At 45.2% G+C, this 21,097-nt stretch carries 14 protein-coding genes, 1 other RNA gene and 1 pseudogene; 9 read left to right on the forward strand and 7 right to left on the reverse strand.

What is annotated here, in order from left to right; genetic code table 11:
• The first annotated feature begins 126 nt into the window (after positions 1 to 126).
• Positions 127 to 387: a hypothetical protein gene (locus ACT7WV_RS15275; protein WP_445103698.1), complete on the forward strand. Its 261-nt coding sequence runs from the start codon at positions 127 to 129 to the stop codon at positions 385 to 387.
• Between the two features lie 233 nt (positions 388 to 620).
• Positions 621 to 1,571: an arsenic resistance protein gene (locus ACT7WV_RS15280; protein ID WP_463424263.1), complete on the forward strand. Its 951-nt coding sequence runs from the start codon at positions 621 to 623 to the stop codon at positions 1,569 to 1,571.
• Between the two features lie 38 nt (positions 1,572 to 1,609).
• On the opposite strand, the gene ACT7WV_RS15285 is transcribed toward ACT7WV_RS15280, so the two are convergent.
• The gene (locus ACT7WV_RS15285; RefSeq protein WP_445103700.1) at positions 1,610 to 2,875 is read right to left on the reverse strand and encodes a lipid-A-disaccharide synthase-related protein; all 1,266 of its coding nucleotides are present in this window, start codon (positions 2,873 to 2,875) and stop codon (positions 1,610 to 1,612) included.
• Positions 2,876 to 3,072: 197 nt separating this feature from the next.
• Between ACT7WV_RS15285 and ACT7WV_RS15290 the strand changes: the two genes are divergently transcribed.
• A complete protein-coding gene (locus tag ACT7WV_RS15290) occupies positions 3,073 to 5,037 on the forward strand; it encodes a BamA/TamA family outer membrane protein (RefSeq protein WP_445103701.1) in 1,965 nt (654 codons plus the stop codon).
• Between the two features lie 44 nt (positions 5,038 to 5,081).
• Positions 5,082 to 5,555 (forward strand): annotated as a pseudogene (locus ACT7WV_RS15295) (ATP-binding cassette domain-containing protein); the annotation flags it as partial.
• A 105-nt stretch (positions 5,556 to 5,660) separates the two neighbouring features.
• Here the strand turns inward: ACT7WV_RS15295 and ACT7WV_RS15300 are convergent.
• Positions 5,661 to 7,751 carry a serine/threonine protein kinase gene (locus ACT7WV_RS15300; protein WP_445103702.1) on the reverse strand — a complete coding sequence of 697 codons (2,091 nt, stop codon included), beginning with the start codon at positions 7,749 to 7,751 and terminating at the stop codon, positions 5,661 to 5,663.
• A 526-nt stretch (positions 7,752 to 8,277) separates the two neighbouring features.
• Between ACT7WV_RS15300 and ACT7WV_RS15305 the strand changes: the two genes are divergently transcribed.
• The 3 genes from ACT7WV_RS15305 (at position 8,278) to ACT7WV_RS15315 (ending at position 12,084) form a co-directional block, all read left to right on the forward strand.
• Positions 8,278 to 9,852: a serine/threonine protein kinase gene (locus ACT7WV_RS15305; RefSeq protein WP_445103703.1), complete on the forward strand. Its 1,575-nt coding sequence runs from the start codon at positions 8,278 to 8,280 to the stop codon at positions 9,850 to 9,852.
• Positions 9,853 to 9,934: 82 nt separating this feature from the next.
• Positions 9,935 to 10,302: a transfer-messenger RNA gene (gene ssrA / locus ACT7WV_RS15310) on the forward strand.
• Positions 10,303 to 11,058: 756 nt separating this feature from the next.
• The gene (locus ACT7WV_RS15315; protein ID WP_445103704.1) at positions 11,059 to 12,084 is read left to right on the forward strand and encodes a helix-turn-helix domain-containing protein; all 1,026 of its coding nucleotides are present in this window, start codon (positions 11,059 to 11,061) and stop codon (positions 12,082 to 12,084) included.
• 103 nt (positions 12,085 to 12,187) lie between these two features.
• On the opposite strand, the gene proB is transcribed toward ACT7WV_RS15315, so the two are convergent.
• The 4 genes from proB to ACT7WV_RS15335 form a co-directional block, all read right to left on the reverse strand.
• Positions 12,188 to 13,303, reverse strand: a complete 1,116-nt coding sequence (gene proB / locus ACT7WV_RS15320; RefSeq protein WP_445103705.1) for a glutamate 5-kinase — start codon at positions 13,301 to 13,303, stop codon at positions 12,188 to 12,190.
• Positions 13,304 to 13,568: 265 nt separating this feature from the next.
• On the reverse strand, positions 13,569 to 14,132 hold the full coding sequence (locus ACT7WV_RS15325; protein WP_445103706.1) for a YqeG family HAD IIIA-type phosphatase: 564 nt from the start codon (positions 14,130 to 14,132) through the stop codon (positions 13,569 to 13,571).
• A 317-nt stretch (positions 14,133 to 14,449) separates the two neighbouring features.
• Complete coding sequence (gene mltG, locus ACT7WV_RS15330; protein ID WP_445103707.1) at positions 14,450 to 15,526, reverse strand: endolytic transglycosylase MltG; 1,077 nt, start codon at positions 15,524 to 15,526, stop codon at positions 14,450 to 14,452.
• 649 nt (positions 15,527 to 16,175) lie between these two features.
• Positions 16,176 to 16,748 carry a DUF3727 domain-containing protein gene (locus tag ACT7WV_RS15335; protein ID WP_445103708.1) on the reverse strand — a complete coding sequence of 191 codons (573 nt, stop codon included), beginning with the start codon at positions 16,746 to 16,748 and terminating at the stop codon, positions 16,176 to 16,178.
• 193 nt (positions 16,749 to 16,941) lie between these two features.
• Here ACT7WV_RS15335 and ACT7WV_RS15340 point away from each other — a divergent pair, with 193 nt between their 5' ends.
• Positions 16,942 to 18,525 (forward strand): alanine/glycine:cation symporter family protein, encoded by a 1,584-nt coding sequence (locus ACT7WV_RS15340; RefSeq protein WP_445103709.1) that lies wholly within the window; start codon positions 16,942 to 16,944, stop codon positions 18,523 to 18,525.
• A 324-nt stretch (positions 18,526 to 18,849) separates the two neighbouring features.
• Here the strand turns inward: ACT7WV_RS15340 and gloA are convergent, their stop codons facing one another.
• A complete protein-coding gene (gloA, locus tag ACT7WV_RS15345; RefSeq protein ID WP_445103710.1) occupies positions 18,850 to 19,278 on the reverse strand; it encodes a lactoylglutathione lyase in 429 nt (142 codons plus the stop codon).
• Positions 19,279 to 19,574: 296 nt separating this feature from the next.
• On the opposite strand from gloA, the gene eno reads away from it, so the two are divergent.
• Complete coding sequence (gene eno / locus ACT7WV_RS15350) at positions 19,575 to 20,867, forward strand: phosphopyruvate hydratase (protein ID WP_445103711.1); 1,293 nt, start codon at positions 19,575 to 19,577, stop codon at positions 20,865 to 20,867.
• Positions 20,868 to 21,097 lie beyond the last annotated feature (230 nt).

The following is a 21,097-nucleotide window of genomic DNA, read 5'->3' on the forward strand; positions in this document are numbered from 1 at the left end:
GGAAAATTGCTCAGAGCAAATGGAAAAGGGAAAATAGATACTATTAATCGAATACTGGTGTAAAAGCTCAATTTTCGATTTTCAATTAACCATTTGCCCGCGCAGCAACAATTAATCATTTTCTCTATGGACGCTTTTACCCCCTTCCCTCCTCAATGGACAACATCGGCTATTCACGCTTTTGAGTTCTGCTGTCCCAACTGCCGAGCTTCTTCTTTGGAAGCTGAGCTAGTTTGGATTAATCGGCGTTCCCCAGTAACAACAGAAGACTACCGTAGAAAGTGGCAAGAGTTTTATCAATGCCACTGTGGTACTGTTTGGTGGGCATGGAGTACCGATCGCCCACCTTCAGATTTGGCAAAGCGTAATCAGCCCCCAGCATTGTAAAAAAAACTCATCAAATTTGGTAATTACTAAGCTCCTGCACTTTTGAGTGGGTACACACCATGGGCAGTAGCAAATAGTCAATTGAGTCATATACACCAGTATCTGGCTGATCGTCTCAATTTTCAATTAACTATTTTCCTTTAGCGATCGCGTCCATAAACCTGAAATACCAGAGCCTTTGGGATGTAGTATTTCCCTGATTCATTGTTCTAGATTCCATGGAGGTTTCTGACTTGAGCAGGACTGAAAAGCTCCACTATTTGTGGATCGTGGCTGCTATTTTCATTGGTTTAATATTGGGACAACTGGCTTGGTTTTCTGAAAATGCCGTCTATTGGATTGTTCCTTCCCTCGTAGTGATGCTTTATGGGATATTTCTGGATATCTCACTTGATCGCTTAACCAACGCATTTCAAAACTATAAAGTTACAGGACTCAGCTTAGGGATAAATTTTATCTGGACTCCCATTCTTGCTTGGGCACTTGGAGCAATTTTCTTGAGAGATATTCCCGATCTCCGGGTAGGACTAATCATGTTGATGGTCACACCCTGCACAGATTGGTATCTTATCTTCACTAGCATTGCTCTCGGAGATGTTGCACTTGCCACAGCTCTACTTCCTTGGAATCTGCTGTTGCAAGTCATTCTTTTACCCATTTATTTATTGATATTTGCAGAAAAACTAGTAAATATTGATCCAGTCATTTTGCTTAAAAGTGTGGTGTTAGTTTTAGTCATTCCGATGCTGTTGGCATTGATCTCAAAGCGTCTAATTCAGCGCCAAAATACTGTTTGGCATCGCCTTATCAACAAAATCGCAACTAATCAATTGCTATTCCTTTCTGTAGCGATTGCGGCTATGTTTGCCTCACAAGGAGAAATTTTTATTCAACGACCAGAGTTACTCTGGAAAATGCTGATACCTGTTTTAATGTTCTTCGGTATCAACTTCTGGTTAGGTCAATTGATTGGGCGTTTAGCTAACTTTAACTACGAAGAAGTGGCTTGTTTTAATTGCACAACCCTTGCTCGTAATTCACCCCTTTCCTTAGCGATCGCTACCTCTGCTTTTCCAGAACGCCCCTTAATTTCTCTGGCTTTGGTAATTGGATCTTTGATCGAATTACCTGTCCTAGTTATCGTTTCACGGGTCTTACTTCTTCTGCGACCTAGAAGAAAATAATCATCAGGTGATTATCTTACCGTCGTTGGCTTTATAAGCTACAACCTTTCCATCAAACATGCAGCAATACGAGCAGCAGCACCAGGTTCACCCATACGCTGCTGACCATTCTCTGCGATTAGTTGTAAACGATCTGGGTCACGCAGTAACTGTTGTACTGTATTAGCAACCTTCTGTGGCTGTTCGACTACAATCAGAGACGGCCCTAGCAAACGGCTTTGGGCTTCTGCAAAGGCGGGAGTAAACTGAGGGCCATCTCCTGGAACGGAGATGGCTGGTTTTCCCAAGCCCACAAATTGCTCTGTTGCCGTTCCAGCCGTCGCTATACAGAAGTCGGCTTCCAGCAAACAGAGGTTATAGTCTTCCTGGGTCAAAACCAAGGTAGCGTTTTTCAGGGTAAAAATGAGAGCACTTTCGTCCTTGAGCTTCAGATAGGAGGGATTTCCTTGAGGCGGCTGCTGACGCCAGCCGTATCCTTCGAGAACCTCCCGCAAAGGGTCAAGACTTAACCCAGGTGCAATCCCGCCGAGAAACAGTAGCGGTCTCTCAGCATAATTTTCCAGCAAGGTATCTGCTGAGAGTATAATCATCGACCAATTGTCATAAGCTTCCGGTACTCTAGAACCAGGCAGCAGAGCCACAACCAATGCTCGTTGTGTTTCCTTCCATTCAGCCTCTCGGTCATAAAAAATTGGCTCTGGATTTTCTGGCCAGATACCGTCCATCATCGGATTGCCCAAATCAAGGGCTGGGATAGATAACTGCTGTAATCTCTCCGTAGTCAGTTTGTCTCTAGGAAAAACCCCAAGGCAACGCCGACGGCTCATCAACCAACGCTCCCAAGGCAAATAAACAGACCCAGACCAACCTTCCCAACGGGGTCGATTTGGCAGCAGACCAGCTTCATCTCTGAGATAGTAATCCGATTTAGCTGTACCCACAAAGGCATAAGGTGCACCACTCAACCAAGCAAATAACAGTGGCACAATATCCCCTACTGCCAAGATGACGCCTCCTTTTTTGCCCCAACTGCGTACAGCTTTTAATTGAGCCGATATCAGTTTGAGTAGGCCACCTTTAACGTCTCGCACTAGCTGACGCCCTTCCATATAAACAAAGCCACCAGAAGGCATCTTCTTGACTGAGCCAATGATCGGGATACCTAGTTGGCTATAAGCTAGTCCCTCACCTACTAAAGGCAAAGCTGCTATTTCTGGAGCAGCCGGATGACGCTGCAATTCCTGCAAAATTCGGACGGCAATTACATCCTCTCCATGACCATTGCTGAGGCAGAGCAGCTGCATAGTCGGTGATCAGTTATTCCTTAGGGTGAATCAGATTATCGGAGTTCCAGGAATTCTCTCACCTGGGAGCTTTTCCAGCGTCACTATATGTGGCAGATACAGATGTGTCACAGCCCACGGAACCCGATGATTTGAGCCTTGGTCACGTTAAACAAAGCCAAATATTTGCTAAGTAATTAACTCTCAAGACTAATTTTATGATATACAAAACTCTGGCAATTTTCACCTTAACAGCTCTAGCATTTGGGGAGCTAACCGGACAGGCAATTGCCTCTCCTGCAGTGGATACCACCACACCGAACACGGGAGTAAGAAACCATGTAATTAGTGTTGAGGCATCTCCAGCAACACTCTCAACGGCAGTCAGCACCCCAACCGCAGTAGTTGTAGAAGAGCCAGGGTTTGTCCAATCAAAGGTCGCACAGCCTCAGTCGGTCAAGATTAACAGTGAGGATTTAACTGTTACTGCTACAGACGTTCGAGTAGTGGGCGCAGGGGAAGAACTACAGCAAATTATCTTGAGTGCAGTTAGCACCCGTCCTGGCGGTTCTACCAGTCAAAGCCAGTTAGACAAAGATGTCGAGGCGATTTTAAATACTGGCTTATTTGCTGATGCCCGTGTAACCAGTAATAGTAATCAAGACGGGTTGGAAGTAGTCTACCAAGTAGAACCAGTAGTGCTGCGATCAATCCAACTGTTGGGAAACCAAGTTCTCTCACCAGAGATTGCCCAGGGTCTATTTAATTCACAATTAGGAAAGCCTGTCAACCCTGCCGCCTTGAATCAAGCAGTCCAGCAGTTAAATCAATGGTATACCGACAACGGTTATGTCTTGGCACAGGTGGCAGACATGCAAACGACACCGAACGGTGAGGTAGCAATTGAAGTAGCTGAAGGCATCATTGGCGACATTAATTTTCGCTTTCTCGATCCAGAAGCTGAACCGACTCAGGGACGCACCCGCGAAGATTTCCTCAAACGTGAGTTAAAACTGCAATCTGGGGAAGCGTTCCGTGTGGATGTGGCACGACAAGACTTGAAGCAAATGTATCAGTTAGGATTATTTGACAAGGTTGATATTTCCCTCAATGGTGATGCTAGGGAAGTTGATGTTACTTATGATTTAACTGAACGACTAGCTCGTGGAGTTAATGCTAGCGCTGGCTATAACAATGACACTGGCATTTTCGGCACCATTAGCTACGACGACCAGAATTTAGGAGGCGTTAACCAAAAGTTAGGCTTGAATCTCCAGATTAGCCGCCGCGACTTACAATTTGAAACTAATTACGGTAATCCTTATCGTGCCAGTGACCCCGATAGACCGGGTTATAACGTCAATGCCTTTCGCCGTGGCAGTATTTCCCGAACTTTCGACGGTGATATTGAGTTAGCTAATGGCGATCGACCCCGCGAAAGACAGTTTGGTGGTGGTCTTACCCTGACGAAACCATTAAACGAATGGGATACCTCAGTAGGTGTAAACTACACTCGCACTAGCATCCGGGATAGTGATGGTAACTTGGCTCCCGTAGATGAACTAGGTAATCGTCTTTCCTTTAGTGATAATGGCATTGACGATTTGGTTACTTTATCAGCTGCGGTCACTAGAGACCAGCGCGACAATCGGCTTAATCCTACTCAAGGTTCTCTCCTCAGCTTCAGTACGCAACAGTCTGTACCGGTGGGTAGCGGCAATATTTTGATGAATCGGCTTCAGGCAAACTATTCTCAATACACGCCGCTTAATTTGTTTGGTGGTAGTCAACCAGAAGTGTTGGCGGTTAATCTTCAGGGTGGCACAACGATTGGTGATTTGCCCCCTTACCAAGCTTTTAACTTGGGTGGTCTGAATTCTGTGCGGGGTTATGGTAGTGGTGAAGTTGGCAGTGGTCGCAGCTATGTATTGGCCTCGGCTGAGTACCGTATTCCTGTTTTTAAGCCGGTGGGTGCTGTGTTGTTTGCTGACTTTGCTTCTGATTTAGGTTCTGGTGATACTGTACCTGGGGAGCCTGGGGTAGTACGTGGTAAGCCTGGGGTAGGCTTTGGTTATGGTGCTGGTTTGCGGGTAAATTCCCCGATTGGTGTTATTCGGGCTGATTATGGTTTTAATGACCAGGGGGATAGCCAGCTTCAGTTTGGTATTGGTCAAAAGTTTTAGCGATGGTGTCACTGATTTAAGAGTCAAATCCTTCGACAACAAGTGTTCTTGTTCCCCAAGATGCTCACTTTTGGAGTCGTTCAATTTTAGAGAACTTCCGCTTAGGTTATCCTCAAGGCACACTCAGAGAGGTTATTCAAGCTTGCCAAATTGCGGAGGCTGACGAATTTATCAGCAGGCTTCCTGAACAGTATCAGACGATTCTTGGTGAGTTTGGTGCTAATCTTTCTGGTGGGCAACGTCAAAGACTAGCGATCGCTAGAGCTATCTTTACCGATCCTCCCATCCTCATTTTGGACGAATCAACGGCGGGTCTCGATCCCATGAGCGAAGCACGAGTGCTTAAGCAATTATTGCAGTATCGTCAGGGCAAAACTACTATTTTGATCAGTCACCGTCCCGGCGTGATCAATTGTGCAGATTGGGTTGTTTTGCTTGAAGAGGGCCAATTAAAAGCTCAAGGGCCACGAACGGAGGTTCTACCCAATCGTAGTGAAGCACAAGTTATTAGAAATTAGGTAGTTAGTGGGCAAACTATTGTAAATTGAGACTATAAGTCAGAATCTCGTGTATAGTCTCAATTTTGCATGTTCTATTGGCATGCACAGCGGGATTTTCGACCTTTAAAAAATTACTGCCGTTTGCGGTGCGACTTCTTGAAGGCGGTTGCCAGGGTTGAGATCTTTTCGTGGTAGGGAAATGGTCTCAAAATCTGGATCTTCGATGCTAATTTCGCTGTTTAACTCTGTGTCTCCAAGGGAATCAGATATTAAAGATTTTCTCGGATCAAGGTTTCTTTGTAGTGATCTCTGGGAGGGTACAGCTTGCTGTGCAGTCTCTTTGAGGCGTTGTTTTGCTGTATATTCGACAATTTTTTGTTGAGCTGTGGGATAAGCAGGTGTAGCTTCGGGAATTTGTTTGAGGTATTCTAAGGCGCCTGTAAAGTTTCTGACAATTGCCCGATTGTAAGCTCTCTGGAGGAGATAATTGGCTTTGGTGTGCTGTAGTTCTGTATATTCGACAATTTTAGGCTGAGCTTGAGCATAAGCGGGGCTATCTTGAGGAATTTTTCTCAGATAGACCAGCGCACCAGTGAAGTCCTGAACCATAGCCCTACTATAGGCTTGGTGTAACCAATAGCCAGCCTTAAGGCGTCGCTTTTGAGTGTACTCGGTGATTTTTCCTTGAACTTGAGTATAAACTTTGGTTCCTTGAGGAATCTGCTCAATGGTGATTAATGCCTCTGTGAAGTCTCCGGCATAAGCTTGATTATAAGCCTGCTGTAGTAACTGTTGAGCTTCTTGTTCTAGGTTAGCTTGCGCTTGGCTAACCATGGGCTGCATTTGCTGCTGCCAGAAGCTAATATTGGGTGTTTTACTCGCTAAATTTAGTACATCTTGCCAACGCCCTTGGGCAAAAGCATTTTCTACTGCCTTAAATTGCTCTTTATTCTTTTGCCAGTCTTGCTGCCATTGAGCGATCGCAGCTTGAGCTTTTTGGTATGCTGCACTATCTGAGTTAATAGACTGAGCCAGCCGGAGAGCTTCTGAGAAATCTCCTGTTTGATACTTTTGCGTAGCCTGCGCTAGGGTAACTATGCCTCCGTCAAGAGGATTAAACAAACTAGGAGGGAGTGTCAAAAAGTAACCTCCAGCTCCCACCGCCAAAGAGGTAGCAACGCCGGCGGCCCCCATCCCAATAAGTTTGCGCCTTTTCTGAGCAACGCCAGAGGCACTAGTAAGCTTTTTTTGAACAGCTCTTGATGCTTTTACTTCGATGGCAGTAAGACTATTTCTGTCTGTCTGGATACGGTAGATTAGTGACTTTTCTCGGGAGGGTGCTAATTTGAGAGACGGCTGAGATTTCACCAATAACTGAAGTGCTTTAAGGACATCAGTTGCAGTTTGGTAGCGCTCTTTGAAGTGGAAGCGCACCATCTGGCTCAGAATGGCAGCCAAATCAGCGTTGACTCTCGCCTGTTGTTGCCAGATAATTTCTCCTGTTTGAGGGTCTTCCTCTAGTTCCACGGGATGGAGTCCTGTCAGCGCCTGAATACCAATCATGCCTAGAGCATAAATATCACTACAGGGAAGAGGTCTACCGCGAACCAACTCCATTGACATATATCCTAAAGGAGCTAGAGCCACCGTCGAGCCAAGCTGTTCTTGAACGGCTACTAAAGGTTCCTGTATCTGCCTGATAGCGCTAAAGTCAGTTAACACTATCTTGCTATCTTTTTGTCGTCTAATCAGATTATCTGGCCCAAGAGCACCATGGATAATCTGTTGGTTATGTACAAACTCCAGAATTTCCAGCACTTCCAGCAGCAACTGTACTACTTGGCTTTCAGTCCAAGGTTGATGGGGAAAGAGTTCTGCGCTGAGGGGTTTTCCCGTGATTAACTCTTGTACTATATAGAATCCCTGCTCCACTTCTCGGCAATGTAAAAGCCGAGGGATTTGGCTGTGGTGACTTAGGATATTAAGTATTTGTGCTTCCCGCTGGAATAGATGTCGTGTAGCTTGCCAGCAATCGGCTTCGTCAATGATGGGTCGGATTTCTTTAACGATACATTGGGGATCACCCTGCTGGTGTTTATCTATGGCAATACAGGTTTGACCCCACCCCAAGTTGCTCAGGACTTCTACAACCTGATATCGTCCATTCAGTAACTGTGTTGGTTCAGCTTTGGTGCTTAAGGCTAATATTGACATACGCTCTTTCCCAACGGCTGGTCTTGGTAATGTACCCTGTCATAGTCAGGCAATAGACTAGATAGCCAGATTGGAGGGATTAGCCTCGCTGCAATGCTACTCTGACGCGCCCTTTTTCGAGTCACGCCGTTTTTATTCAGGAAGTAGTAGCAACCCTGGCTAATGACCTCGCAAAGCTTTGACTACTCTGATTAGATACTTTTTTCAGCCGTAAGCTTGCCTATCCGGAATTTGAAGTTTTCCCGACTGAAGACCCCTGTAGGTTTTCTTGTGCCGATGATTCAGATTGCTCTTAAAGTCAAAGCAAATAACCTTCTAACTGGGGGGAGAACCGAATTGCTGAGGTTGACCTAACATAAAGCAGAGGCACAAAGTTACGGGCCCAAGACATAATGAGCAAAAATCCTTCTTAAAGGAGACTTACTCAGGCTTGTAGAGCTTTTACGGGACTTTGTCGCACGGTTGACTTAGATTATCTTTAGTCTAGGCTCCAATCATAACCAAAACCCAAAACCTGTATCAGCGTATGCACTCGCTAGTTGGTAAAACTTTACAAGGTGGCAAGTACACTCTAGAGCAAGAACTAGGAAGCGGCGGCTTCGGCGTTACCTTTAAAGCCACCCATCATTATCTGGGTCAAGGGGTGGTGATTAAAACTCTTAACGAGTCTTTGCACCTACACCCAGACTTTGACCGATTCCAGCGACAGTTTCAAGACGAAGCACGGCGCTTGGCTTTGTGTATTCACCCCAATATTGTACGAGTCAGTGACTTCTTTGTGGAAGCTGGGTTGCCGTACATGGTTATGGACTATGTTGAGGGGCAAACCTTGCAAAACTTTGTCTCACAAGGGCAACCCCTCGAGGAAGCCACTGCCGTTGACTACATTAGGCAAATTGGGGAAGCCTTAAAGGTTGTCCATCAAAAGGGCTTACTCCATCGGGATATCAAACCGGAGAACATCATCCTGCGTCAAGGCACTAATCAAGTAGTGTTAATTGACTTTGGCATCGCGCGGGAATATACACCTAACTCTACTCAGACCCACACAGGCATGGTTTCTGAGGGCTATGCCCCCATTGAACAGTATTTACATAAAGAAAAGCGCACACCGGCAACAGATGTCTATGGCCTAGCTGCCACTCTTTATGCTCTGTTAACCGCAAAATTACCCACACCGGCGGTAATTCGCGACCGCCAACCAATGCCAGCTCCCCGTGATCTACAACCGCAACTGAGTGCAGCCGTTAACCAAGCTGTAATGAGAGGTATGGCAGTAGAAGCTCGTTACCGACCTGCAACTGTGGATGATTGGCTGCGGTTGTTACCTGAACCTCAGGTCGAGAAGACAAATGCTACGCCGACTGGCTCCCCGACTATTCATGTTGGGGCAACTGTACCTTTGATGCCTCAAGCACAGCCTCCAGCTCAGAAAGAGGCGTCGCCTGCTGATGTTAGCTTCTCTCCTCGTTTATGGGGCATGCCTATTTGGTTAGTAGGAATAGCCGCACTTGCTGCTATGGCTGCTACCTTAGCCGGCATCGGGACTATTTTGTCTAGGGCTCGGGCCCCAGAGACACCACCGGTGGCTGAACCCTCAGCATCGCCCTTCGTCTTGCCTGAAATTGACAAGGACTTCGATGCTGCCGAAGAGCAGGCAAAACCTGCCGAAAATAAGGAGCCGACACAGCAGCAGAGCCGTCCTGCTAACCCAACTCAGGCACCAGTTCGCAACTCTTCCCCTAGAAGATCGAAAACTCCAGTCAATTCAGCGCCCGCTGTCGCACCAGCTCCGCAGTCCTCTGAGCGTAAGCCAGCACAGACAAACCAAGCACCAGCTCCGCAGTCCTCTGAGCGTAAGCCAGTAGAGAAAGCTCCTGCGCCGGCTGTGCCGGCTGCGCCACCATCTGCTGCTTCTGATAGCTCTGAGTCGCCAGCAAAGACTTCAACTCCTTCAACTGCCAATGATACACCGGCCTCTTCCGAGTCCAAGATTGAGTCACCTCGAAGACAAGAAATTCAGCCCCCGCTAGCCCCACTAGAAGGGGTAAGACCCAAGAAGCAGGTCGAATCTGAGCCAGCCGAGGAGGAAAATCAGTAACACAAGAGGAGGAGAAGTATGCTACTGGAGACAACTAGCTAATTTATTGACTATAATAAAAAAGAATCAGACATGGGGCCTTAATGGTTTCGACGTGTTGGCGAAAGCCGAACCGTGATTCAGGCCGAGAGTGAGTCTCCTCTCGCAAATACCGGACTCGAAAAAAACGTAACTGCGAATAACATCGTAAAATTTGATCGTGCGGTAGCTTACGCTGCTTAAAAGCCTCTTACAGGTTCGATCGTCTATAGTTTGACTCCGTTAAGGATTATAGACCAACCCCCAACGGATGCACTAGTGAGTTGCCTTTGGTCGGCTCGCTAGCTAAGACTTCACCAAAGCATCCTGTTACCCGGGATAATGGGTAGTCCCCGCTCCGAGGGTTAAAGGAGCTAAGCCTGTGAATGAGCGATAGGTCAATACCCAAGGCGGACACGGGTTCGATTCCCAGGAGTCGCCTTGCCCAGTGATGGGTAAGTGAAAAGAAAGCTCAAACGGTAAAGCCTAAGTTAGTCAAGCACTGATAGGGTAATGCCGTCCGGTGAACTCGAAAGAGGTAAGCTGGCTAGAGACTTGAGTAAGCCTAAGGATCTAATGATAATCTATGGCTCTACCGGATGGAAGAGTTAGTTAGCCCAGCTAGGCTAGTTTCCTTTAGTCTTCCATAAATGCTTTCTACCTAGCTAGTAGGTTGCCACATCCTATTGAGGCACATAACTAGGTAAAGGAATAGTCCATTCCATACCGAAAGGTATGGGTAAAATGTCCCGTAGGCTCCACTTCAAACAGATTCCGCCTTGTAGCCCCACCTGGGTTTTTAACTCGGGTGGGTTTGCTAATTTAGCAATTTGATTGCGGGTATATCTAGATCAAGTAGCCCCAAGAGTACTGAAAACTTTGGCTACAAAAGCAACTTGAGATTAATGGCAAATTGGATAGTATTTCCATCCCTAGCCAAGAGTTAAATAGTTAGGAAAAAACTACAATCTTTCTTACTTGCTTCTTGTCTCCTTTGTCGATGAGCAATTCAGCAAATTAGGCGTAATTCAAACTTTTTCGTGGAGTATCTGCTTATATCTTCAGCAGAATCATGATATATCCTTATTTAAATATAACTATCCGGATTTTTTACTAGATGACAGAAAAGGTTAGTGTGTGGCTCCCTTAAAGCAGTCTTACTCAAGCCCGGAAATTAGAGCAAGCTATATGGTATACCAATCTCCATATGATAAAGATTTTATCGAAAGCCAAACCATTGAAATCTCTCAAGATGGGTTGCGCTCTATTTTACGTCAGATAGAAAATGAACTGATTAATAGCGAAATTTACCGCCGTACAATGGCTGGTTTAGAGTCAATTTTAGGAGATGCTTCTATCACTGGTCAAACCCTAGTCAAAGCCGTGGGAAGAGAAGCAATTAGGTTGACTTTTCAGCAATTTATTAGACAATATCATATTGTTCCTGTTACTTCTGAAAAAGTTAATCAAACTATAGAAGAAAAGTTAGATTGTCCTCCTATGGTAGAAGATAATCCAGCTCAGAAAGAATCGGTTCCCGATACAAATCCTGTTGAAGAAGATACTAGTTCGGTCGAGACAAACAAACCATCTAATCTAATCCGTAAATTGTTCCAAGATACTAAATTAGCTAACAAACTATCAGAAACAGAACCGGAAGAGGGTAAACTAATACAAGAACGTAAGCTACTCCTACGTCAAATTGGCCAAGAATTGCAACAAGCGCGCCTATCTCAGTCCCTAAGCGTCAAGCAACTTCATAGTCAAACTCTTGTACCAGCTCATCATATCGAAGCTTTAGAGACTGGTAATATAGACTTGCTGCCAGAGGATGTCTACGTTCGCGGTTTTATCCGTCGGATTGGCAATGCCTTGGGTCTCAACGGTGTCGCCCTCGCTGCTTCTTTACCGGAAGCCGAACTATTCAAAAAAGTAACTCCTTCCTGGTATCAAGAAACCTCAAGACCAGGATTTCAACTGAGCTCAATACCCCTGAATTCAGTTCATCTTTACCTAGGATACACAGCCCTGATCGCAGGCGCGATCGGAGGACTAAGTTGGATGTCTAACCAATCAGTTTCAGAGGTTTCTGTTGATCAGGAACCAGACACTCCCTCCCAGTCATCATTTTCTCAAAAAGCTGAACACCAAGAAACTATTACTAAGCCCGGACTAACATCTATTGCTCCACCAGAAGCATCACTGCCGTTCTAGCAAATTTCACGGCGTTGATTCTCCTGTTCTTTGTGATGCAATTATCGGTGAAAGATTCGCTAAGTAGCAAGCAAATTACTACCGCTGACTTAAACAATATTTATTAATTACTCAAAACCAGGTTATCTCGATGCACGATAGTTTCTGCACCTGCGTAACCCAATATAGTGGGAATTTCTTCCGATTTGCACCCTCGAATCTGCCTTAGTTCGGCACTACTGTAGTTAACCAATCCTCTGGCAATTTCTACGCCACTACTGTTGCATAGCTGTACAGCTTCTGAGGAGTTAAAATCACCCTCAATTTCTGTAACACCCGCTGCTAATAGGGACTTACCCCCCTGACAAATTGCCGTTACGGCTCCACTATCAAGATAAAGTTTTCCCGCTGGTACTAAGCTATGAGCAATCCAACGTTTGCGAGCTTTATCCGTCCGGGGTTGGGGTTCAAACTGAGTACCCAGAAGTTCTCCTTGTAAGATTTTTTCAATGGTTTCTGGGCGTCGCCCTTCGGTAATCACCGTCCTCACACCCGCGCTAGTGGCAATCCGGGCAGCAGCAATTTTGGTAACCATGCCACCAGTTCCCCACTGGGAGCCAGAGTCACCTGTTTGTATTTGTAGTTCGGCTAAATGCTCAATGCTATTAACCAAAGTGATCGGCTCCGCATCCGGCACCTGACGTGGATCTGCGGAGTAGAGTCTATCTACATCAGTTAATAAAAACAGCCAATCAGCCTCGATTAAACTGGCTACCAGAGCGCTGAGTGTATCGTTATCTCCGAACTTTAGCTCCTCAACCCCCACTGTGTCATTTTCATTCACCACTGGGATGACACCTAACTTGAGCAGTTCTTTAAAGGTAGCGTAGGCATTGACGTAACAACTACGCTGTACAAAGTCACGGCGGCTGAGGAGAACCTGAGCAATCGGCTGTTGCAAACTAGTAAAAAAATCGTCGTAAGTCCGCATTAGTCTTCCCTGACCCACCGCTGCCACTGCTTGTTTGAGAGCCATTGTCTGGGGTCGTGACTTTAATCCTAGCCGTCCACAGCCTACTCCTACAGCACCAGAAGTAACCAGTACCACACCATGACCAGAGGAACGCAGCCGCGTCAGAGTTTCTACCAGCATAGCGATTGTCGAGAGCGCTAGCTGACCTGTTGTCGGCTGAGTAAGACTGGAAGTGCCAACTTTTACGACAATCTTTTGCTTGGTCATAAATTATTGGTCTTAGGGCGTAATAGATGTAGTGACTCGTCTTTTAATCGCCAGGAGAAGGGTAATAAGTCGGTATGTCAGTATACCGGATCTTGAAAGTTAGCTAAAGCTAAGAGCGCCGATTACCCAAACACAGGCAATTCGACGCTCTCAGGCTCAGAATTGAGTTTTTCTATATTTAGGGTCTTTATATTTGCTGACCCCATTTGAACTGTATTCAGCATCTCATAAACTTTGGTTAGCCAAGTATTTCGTAATTTTTTCTTTATATTTCGGTTTCCTGCGATTTATCTGGTTTGTTTAAGTTTTGTTGCACTGCGGTGACTGACACCCCCAGGGCTTGAGATATCCAAACCTCAAAATCACGAATCGGGTGAGAGCGCACGCTGAGGGAAGAATCTACCATCGGTTCTACTAGAATGGTGAACATGCCCAATCGATTGCCTGCTAGGACATCTGTGAACAAGCGATCGCCCACCATTGCTACCTGTTCCACGGGTAGCTCCATTGCCTTAACTGCTTTTTTTAACTTACGGCGTGAAGGCTTGCTAGCACCGAGAATGTAAGGCAAATTGAGCGACTTAGCAATATTGCCAATTCTAGTTTCGCTGAGGTTATTACTCACTAGCCAGATCGCCACAGCCGATCTTACTTGTTCTACCCAGAGTACAAGTTCTTCTGAGGCTCTGGTTGCTTTAAATGGCACCAAAGTCTCATCAACATCAAGTACTAAACCCTTAAGCTGATTTTGCTGTAAGATATCTGGGGTCAGATTCAAGATGGATCCGCCTAGAATTAAGTCAGGTTGTAAGTTTGATACCAAAGACATAAGTATTTATTAGCTTTCTGCTAGATTTTGGGCAATTTTCAACTTTTAACCTCAACTTTCTGCCGGTAACCCTCAAAAACTAACTTGCTGAAGTTTTTCCAGCTTGAGGGAAAGGGATTAATCGAACAAACTTGAACTCTAAGCAAATTGGCTTGTTAAACCACCTCTAAGAGCTTTGCTTTTCAGAATCAGGAGAAGCCGATCTGCTAGCTAAGTCACTAAACTGATAAGGGGCAGTAACGTACAGAAAGATCACAGCCAGAAGGTTTACTATCCTGAAACCGATAATTTCCCAGACGTGTATTTTGCCTTACTGATTACTGGGCTTGTCTTTGTTGACGGATAGTCTTTGTAGCAGCTTCATGTTCTGCGAGGGTTTTACTGAAGACGTGAGTGCCATCATAGCGGGCTACGAAATAGAGGTAATCGGTTTCTTCTGGAGATAGAGCAGCTTTTAAACTGGCTAAACCTGGACTAGCAATCGGAGTCGGTGGCAATCCAGGATTGAGATAAGTGTTGTAGGGAGATGCTGTCCTTACCTGAGCAAATGTCAGGGGTTGATCAGCAGTCTGCCTGATGCCTAATCCATACTCAACAGTGGGGTCAGTTTCCAATCTCATGCCTCGGCGCAACCGCTCTGCAAAAACACCAGCAATCAGAGGACGCTCCTCAGCAATTACTGCTTCCTTTTCCACAATGCTAGCGAAGGTTACCCACTCTGCAAGAGTCAACTGAGTTTGATCTTTTCCTTGTTGGTAAATTGGCAGTGCTACCTGCTCAAATTGCTTGAGCATTTGTTGTATTACTTGTTGGGGTGAAACACCTTCACTGGCTAACTTATAGGTATCTGGGTATAAATATCCTTCCAGGTAAGGCAAGTCATTCGGTAACCAAGGGAACTGGTCTCTAGGAATCTGATTGGCAGCGGAGAGAAACTCTTGAGCACTGAAATATCCCTGAGATTCAAAGTAAGTAGACATCTGCCGCAATGACCACCCTTCAGGAATGGTAAAAGAGAGCTGCATCACTTCACCTTGCCAAATTTTCTCGGCAATTTCCGGTAGCGATTCAGCCGACGATAGTTGGTAAGTTCCGGCTTTAAAACCACCTTCACTGTCGAAGAGCCTCATCCAATGAGTCCAGAGTCTCCAGGCATTTGATGAACGAATTAAGCCAGCCCGTTCCAAATCATTACCTATTTGTAAAGCTGCGGTTCCTGAAGGTATCTGAATTTGCACTGCTTGCTCTGCTACCGAGTTAGGCGATTGGTCTAGAACTGCTGGTGACTGCGCCCAACTCCACCACTCCCAACCCTGCCACAAACAAATGCCTAGTGTCGCTGGCAGGAGGGCAATATAATACAACCACTTGGAAATGCTTCCCTTCGCTTTCATGAGAAAAACCCGCTTGAGATCCACCCTGTTCTAGGGGATTGGCAGAAAAGCGGGGCGGGTATTTGCCGCTTTCCGCCAGAAGATTCCAGACTTTTCCTACTATTCCTACTAATAGTGTCTTTCGGCGATATTGCTTGAGCTACACTTTCCTTGCGAATTTTCAGGAAGTTGGCAAATGAGTAACAAAAAATACAGAGAAATCTTTTTTGCTTCATTTGTTAAAGTTTGCCAATACTTGTTTCCTGTTAGTCTGCCAGATTTAAATGTATACGCCTCACTTCTGGTAAGCCAGAAGCAAGACGTACACAATACCCTCTTCCTCGATTTTTGCTATCTTCTCCCTTTGCTGTCTCCAAAAGTTTGGCAATAAGCTCTCCTTTTCGTTAGTAAAGGATGTTACTTAAAACTTTTAAGCTTTGGTGAAGTTCCCTGTTATTAAGATTTTTCTTAATATAGCATTTCAAGTTGAAGTTTACCCTTGACTCATCTGTTAATTTTGTATCCTAATTATTCATTCTCTTGATATTTATGATCAACTGACAGAGTTATTTTCTCCAGCAATCGGTTGAGATACTCTAACAGCAGTCTAGTCTCGAAAATCTTGATTCTCCTTACTTGAACCCATTAAAAATCGGCAATTTATCCTTCTCTAGTCAAGTTCGTCAAATAGCAAATCTTCTAAAAGTGGCTGCACTTTTTGGAATTCTTCTGGGGAAAGGAGCTCTAATTGACCGACCTTGTTTCTTTTGGCAAAGAACAGTAGTGGGTCTATAGGAGTATAAATCCCGTATTCTTGTTCTTCACGGTAAAAACTAGCAAGAAATTGAAACTGATCTGGTTCTAACTCAGCATTGTCATCCTCAATCTCAACGGTGAGGATTTCTTCCTCATCTACTTCGGGCAGTTCCCCAGCGACTGTGAGAGTAAAAGCAGTACGTTTGAGGGCAAGGTTATGTTCCTCTAGAACCGCTTGGGCGATGGAAAAGATCTGATCAATTTCTGCTTCGTCTTCGAGCAGAGTCGCTTCATCTGAGTCTTCGTCATCGTCCCAGGCAACTATTTCTACTGGTGAGTCTACAGGCAACAGCAAAAGGTATTCGCAACCATTAACTTCCAGAGAGTGTTCAGTGTAACAAGTTAGAGATCGTCCGGCTTCATCTGTTAGCGTTACGCTACTTTGACCAGATTGACCATTTTCTTCGGGAAATTTAGATGAGAACATGCAGATACGCTGCTATCAATGCTCAGGGGTTACAGGAAAATTAGCCAACTGCTTCCAGCTAATTTAGCGCTGGTAAGCAGCTCGCAAAACTCAGGATATCACGGCGCTATAACTTGGGTCTTAGGTTAGTCAGTGATTAATGATTAAATCCCCATTTTTTTAATATTGTATATTTGTCAAGAAGTATTGCTATATGGCTTTGATTCTTTACAATATCCTCTTTTGCGTTTCTCCGGTAGCTCTAATAATTAATGAGGTGGCTGAAAGCTCTTTATTAGAAAGCATTAGTGCCGTCTTCTCCCAATTTGTCAATGTCGTCTTCCGAGTCATCTTTCTTAGCATAGGCGGTTTCCCTCTGATCGTACTGTGGCTAATTAGCGCTGCCATTTTCTTGACTTTCAGGATGAAATTTATCAACATTAGGGCGTTTCGCCACGCCGTTGAAGTCATCCTAGGGAAATACGATGATCCAGATGAAGAAGGAGAAATCTCTCATTTTCAGGCACTCTCGACCGCACTATCGGCAACTGTAGGACTCGGTAACATTGCGGGTGTCGCGATTGCCATCTCTCTAGGAGGTCCAGGTGCTGCCTTCTGGATGACCATTGGTGGTTTCTTCGGAATGACTACCAAATTTGTTGAGTGCACCCTTGGTCAAAAATATCGAGTACTCAGATCAGATGGAACTATCCTCGGTGGACCAATGCGCTATTTGTCAGCAGGATTAGCCGAGGTGGGACAGCCAAAGCTTGGCAAAGTGTTAGCTCGAATGTTCTCCTTATTTTGTATTTGTGGGGCAATTGGAGGCATTTGTCTATTTCAGGCTAACCAGTCCTACGCAGCAGCGGCTACTGTCATACCTTGGTTAGTTGGTCGCAGTTGGTTTTTCGGATTAGTCCTAGCTTTCTTGGTGGGACTGGTAATTATTGGAGGCATGCAACGCATTGGCATCGTAGCTGGTACTATTGTGCCGACACTTTGTCTTCTCTATATTGCAGCTTCTCTTTGGGTTCTGTTGAACAATTTTACAGTGATTCCCTATGCCATTGGCACTATTGCGCAAGGAGCTTTCTCTCCAGAAGCTGTAGAAGGTGGTTTTATCGGTGTCTTAGTTCAAGGATTGAGGCGTTCGACTTTCTCTAATGAAGCTGGGATTGGTTCATCAGCAATTGCTCATTCTGCCGCTCGAACTCAAGAGCCTGTTCGGGAAGGTATTGTTGCTCTCTTGGAGCCTTTTATCGACACAGTAATCATTTGCAATATGACGGCTCTAGTCATTGTCGTTACCGGAGTGTACAAAAATCCTGACTTTGCCCAACTTACGGGTGCCGAGCTAACTTCAGCAGCTTTCGGAACCGTAAGCGGATGGTTTCCCTTGCTACTAGCGATCGCTGTTTTCTTCTTCGCCTTCTCAACAATGATTTCTTGGGGTTACTACGGTGAGCGTAGTTGGGATTATCTATGGGGCAAAAAGAGCTTGATCATCTACAAAATAATGTTCTTGATGGCCATTTTCTTGGGAGCTGTGGCGAACCCCACTTTGGTGATTGACCTAGGTGATGTCCTACTCGTAGCAATGTCTTTCCCCAACCTGCTAGGGGTCTACTTACTTGTAGACAAAGTAGCAGCAGACCTCGAAGACTATATGCATCGCCTGAAAGCTGGTCAGACGGTTGTGGCTGAGCTAGCTGAGCAAGAAGTAAACTTCTATTTCTCGGCAGAATCCTTGAAAACTAAGGCGATGGTTCTAGAACAAGAAAGCCGAAAAGTTCCCTAAACCTTCACAGTAAAAATCTGGTCGCCCTTAGAACTCATAACTAGGTTGCTGTTTTTTTTACATAAGGGGTGACATACCCCACCCCTTATGTGCTATCTTGTGATAAGTAGATGCACCCTGATAATTTAAAGAGTCACATAAGTGGCTCTTTTTCTTTTTACAGCTAATGGGGCAGAGCAGTAAGTATCGTGGATGTCCGTATCAGGCTTTGGAGAAAGCCTTGTGCAGAAAACCCCTACCAACCTCTTTCTTCTAGAACACGAGAGTAAGATCGGTAAGGGCTTTCAACACGCTTGATAGATAATTATTTTCTGCCAGGGAGTACTAGTTACCCGCTGCAGTAGCTTTTTCCTTCTGACTAGAACCCTGAGTACCGAGTTGAATCAGTTCAATCTTGTACCCGCTAGGGTCTTCAACAAAGGCAATTACAGTGGAACCATGTTTCATTGGTCCTGGTTCACGTACTACTTTACCGCCCCGTAGCCTGATTTGTGCACAGGTTTCGTAAATATTGTCAACACCCAGGGCGATATGACCAAAAGCATCCCCCAAGTTGTACTTATCAGTCCCCCAGTTATAAGTTAGTTCGATCACACTGTGGTCAGACTCATCACCATAACCAACGAAAGCTAGGGTAAATTCACCGCTGGGATAATCCTTTTTGCGTAGCAGCTGCATCCCTAGGACATCACAGTAAAACTTGATAGACTCGTCGAGATTGCCAACTCGCAGCATTGTATGTAGCATTCGCATGAGTTGATTACTAACTCCTTATTGAGTTTTCCCTGTTTCTGATCTCATTGTGACACTCCCAACGTAGTGCATTAATTAGAGTTTTCTTGGCAGTTACGAGAGAGAATTTCAAAAGACACCTTAAAGATGATTCCCGGTGTTCAACTAAAGACTTATTCTAAAGGCGGAAATAATTTTTGTTCTCAGGCAACTCTGAGTCTGAGACAGATATCTTCTCCAAGGACATTGCGGAGACAATTTAAGAGTTGTCTCCAGCTTGAAACCGATTGCCATTGGTACTAATTCGAGGAGTATATATGCTAAACAAGCCAGAAGCCGCGATTGAGGCGATCGATGCCAGGGAGATTTTAGATTCTCGTGGACGCCCCACTGTAGAAGCCGAAGTCCGTCTAATTACAGGCGCTGTAGGTATTGCCCAAGTTCCTAGTGGCGCATCAACAGGCACCTTTGAAGCCCACGAACTGCGAGACGAAGAACCCCATCGCTACGGAGGTAAAGGAGTACTCAAGGCTGTACGGAACATTAAGGAAAAAATTGCCCGTGAACTGTTGGATGTAGACGCTCTTGATCAAGCTACTGTTGATCAGATCATGATTCATCGGGATGGTTCCCCAAACAAAGAGAACTTAGGAGCAAACGCAATTCTCGCCGTCTCACTAGCAAACGCTAAGGCTGCTGCTGATGAATTGGCACTACCTCTCTATCGCTATTTAGGGGGTCCACTCTCCAATTTGCTACCAGTACCGTTAATGAACGTGATCAACGGTGGAGCTCATGCCGATAACAATGTGGATTTTCAAGAGTTCATGATTGTACCTCTAGGTGCAGACTCGTTTCGGGAAGCGCTGCGCTGGGGAGCAGAAGTGTTTGCCGCACTGAGTAAGGTTTTGAAGGAGAAAAACTTACTGACAGGAGTTGGTGATGAAGGCGGTTTTGCTCCTAACCTGGAGTCAAATCAAGCCGCTTTGGAATTATTGATTGCAGCGATTGAAAAAGCTGGCTATAAGCCGGGGGAACAAGTTGCCTTGGCAATGGATGTCGCCGCTAGTGAGTTCTACCAAGAAGGTCAATATGTATACGATGGATCTTCTCATTCACCGGAAGAGTTTGTTGATTATCTAGCTGGGTTAGTAGGACAATATCCCATTGTTTCGATTGAAGATGGACTACACGAGGAAGATTGGGGAAGTTGGCAATTACTCACCCAAAAGTTGGGAGATCGCATTCAGTTAGTGGGTGATGACTTGTTTGTCACTAATCCGACAAGGTTACAAAAAGGCATTGAGTTAAAAGCTGCTAACTCAATTTTGATTAAGCTCAATCAAATTGGTTCTTTGACGGAAACCCTGGAAACTATTGATTTAGCAACTCGTAACGGTTTTCGCTCGGTGATTAGCCACCGTTCTGGAGAAACAGAAGATACGACTATTGCTGATTTGGCTGTAGCAACTCGTGCCGGTCAAATCAAAACGGGTTCTTTGTGCCGTTCTGAAAGGGTAGCCAAATATAACCGCTTACTGAGGATTGAAGACGAACTTGGCGATCGCGCTGTCTATGCTGGACAGGTAGGAATGGGGCCAAAAAGCTAAAGCTTGAAGGTGGTTAGCTGAAAATTGCTCATAGAAAATGGTTAATCGCTGCGGGTGTTAATGGTTAATTGAAAATGGTTAATTGAGCTGTACATACCAGAATCTGGCTTATAGTCTCAATTTTCCATTTTCCATTTTCCATTTTCTATTTGCCATCACCAATTTTCTCTTGGCGGCTTCTCCCCCGCTTGAAAAACGAGGGAGAAGCCACCTGATAACTAACTCACATT

The sequence above is a fragment of the Symploca atlantica LB2515 genome, assembly GCF_052546295.1.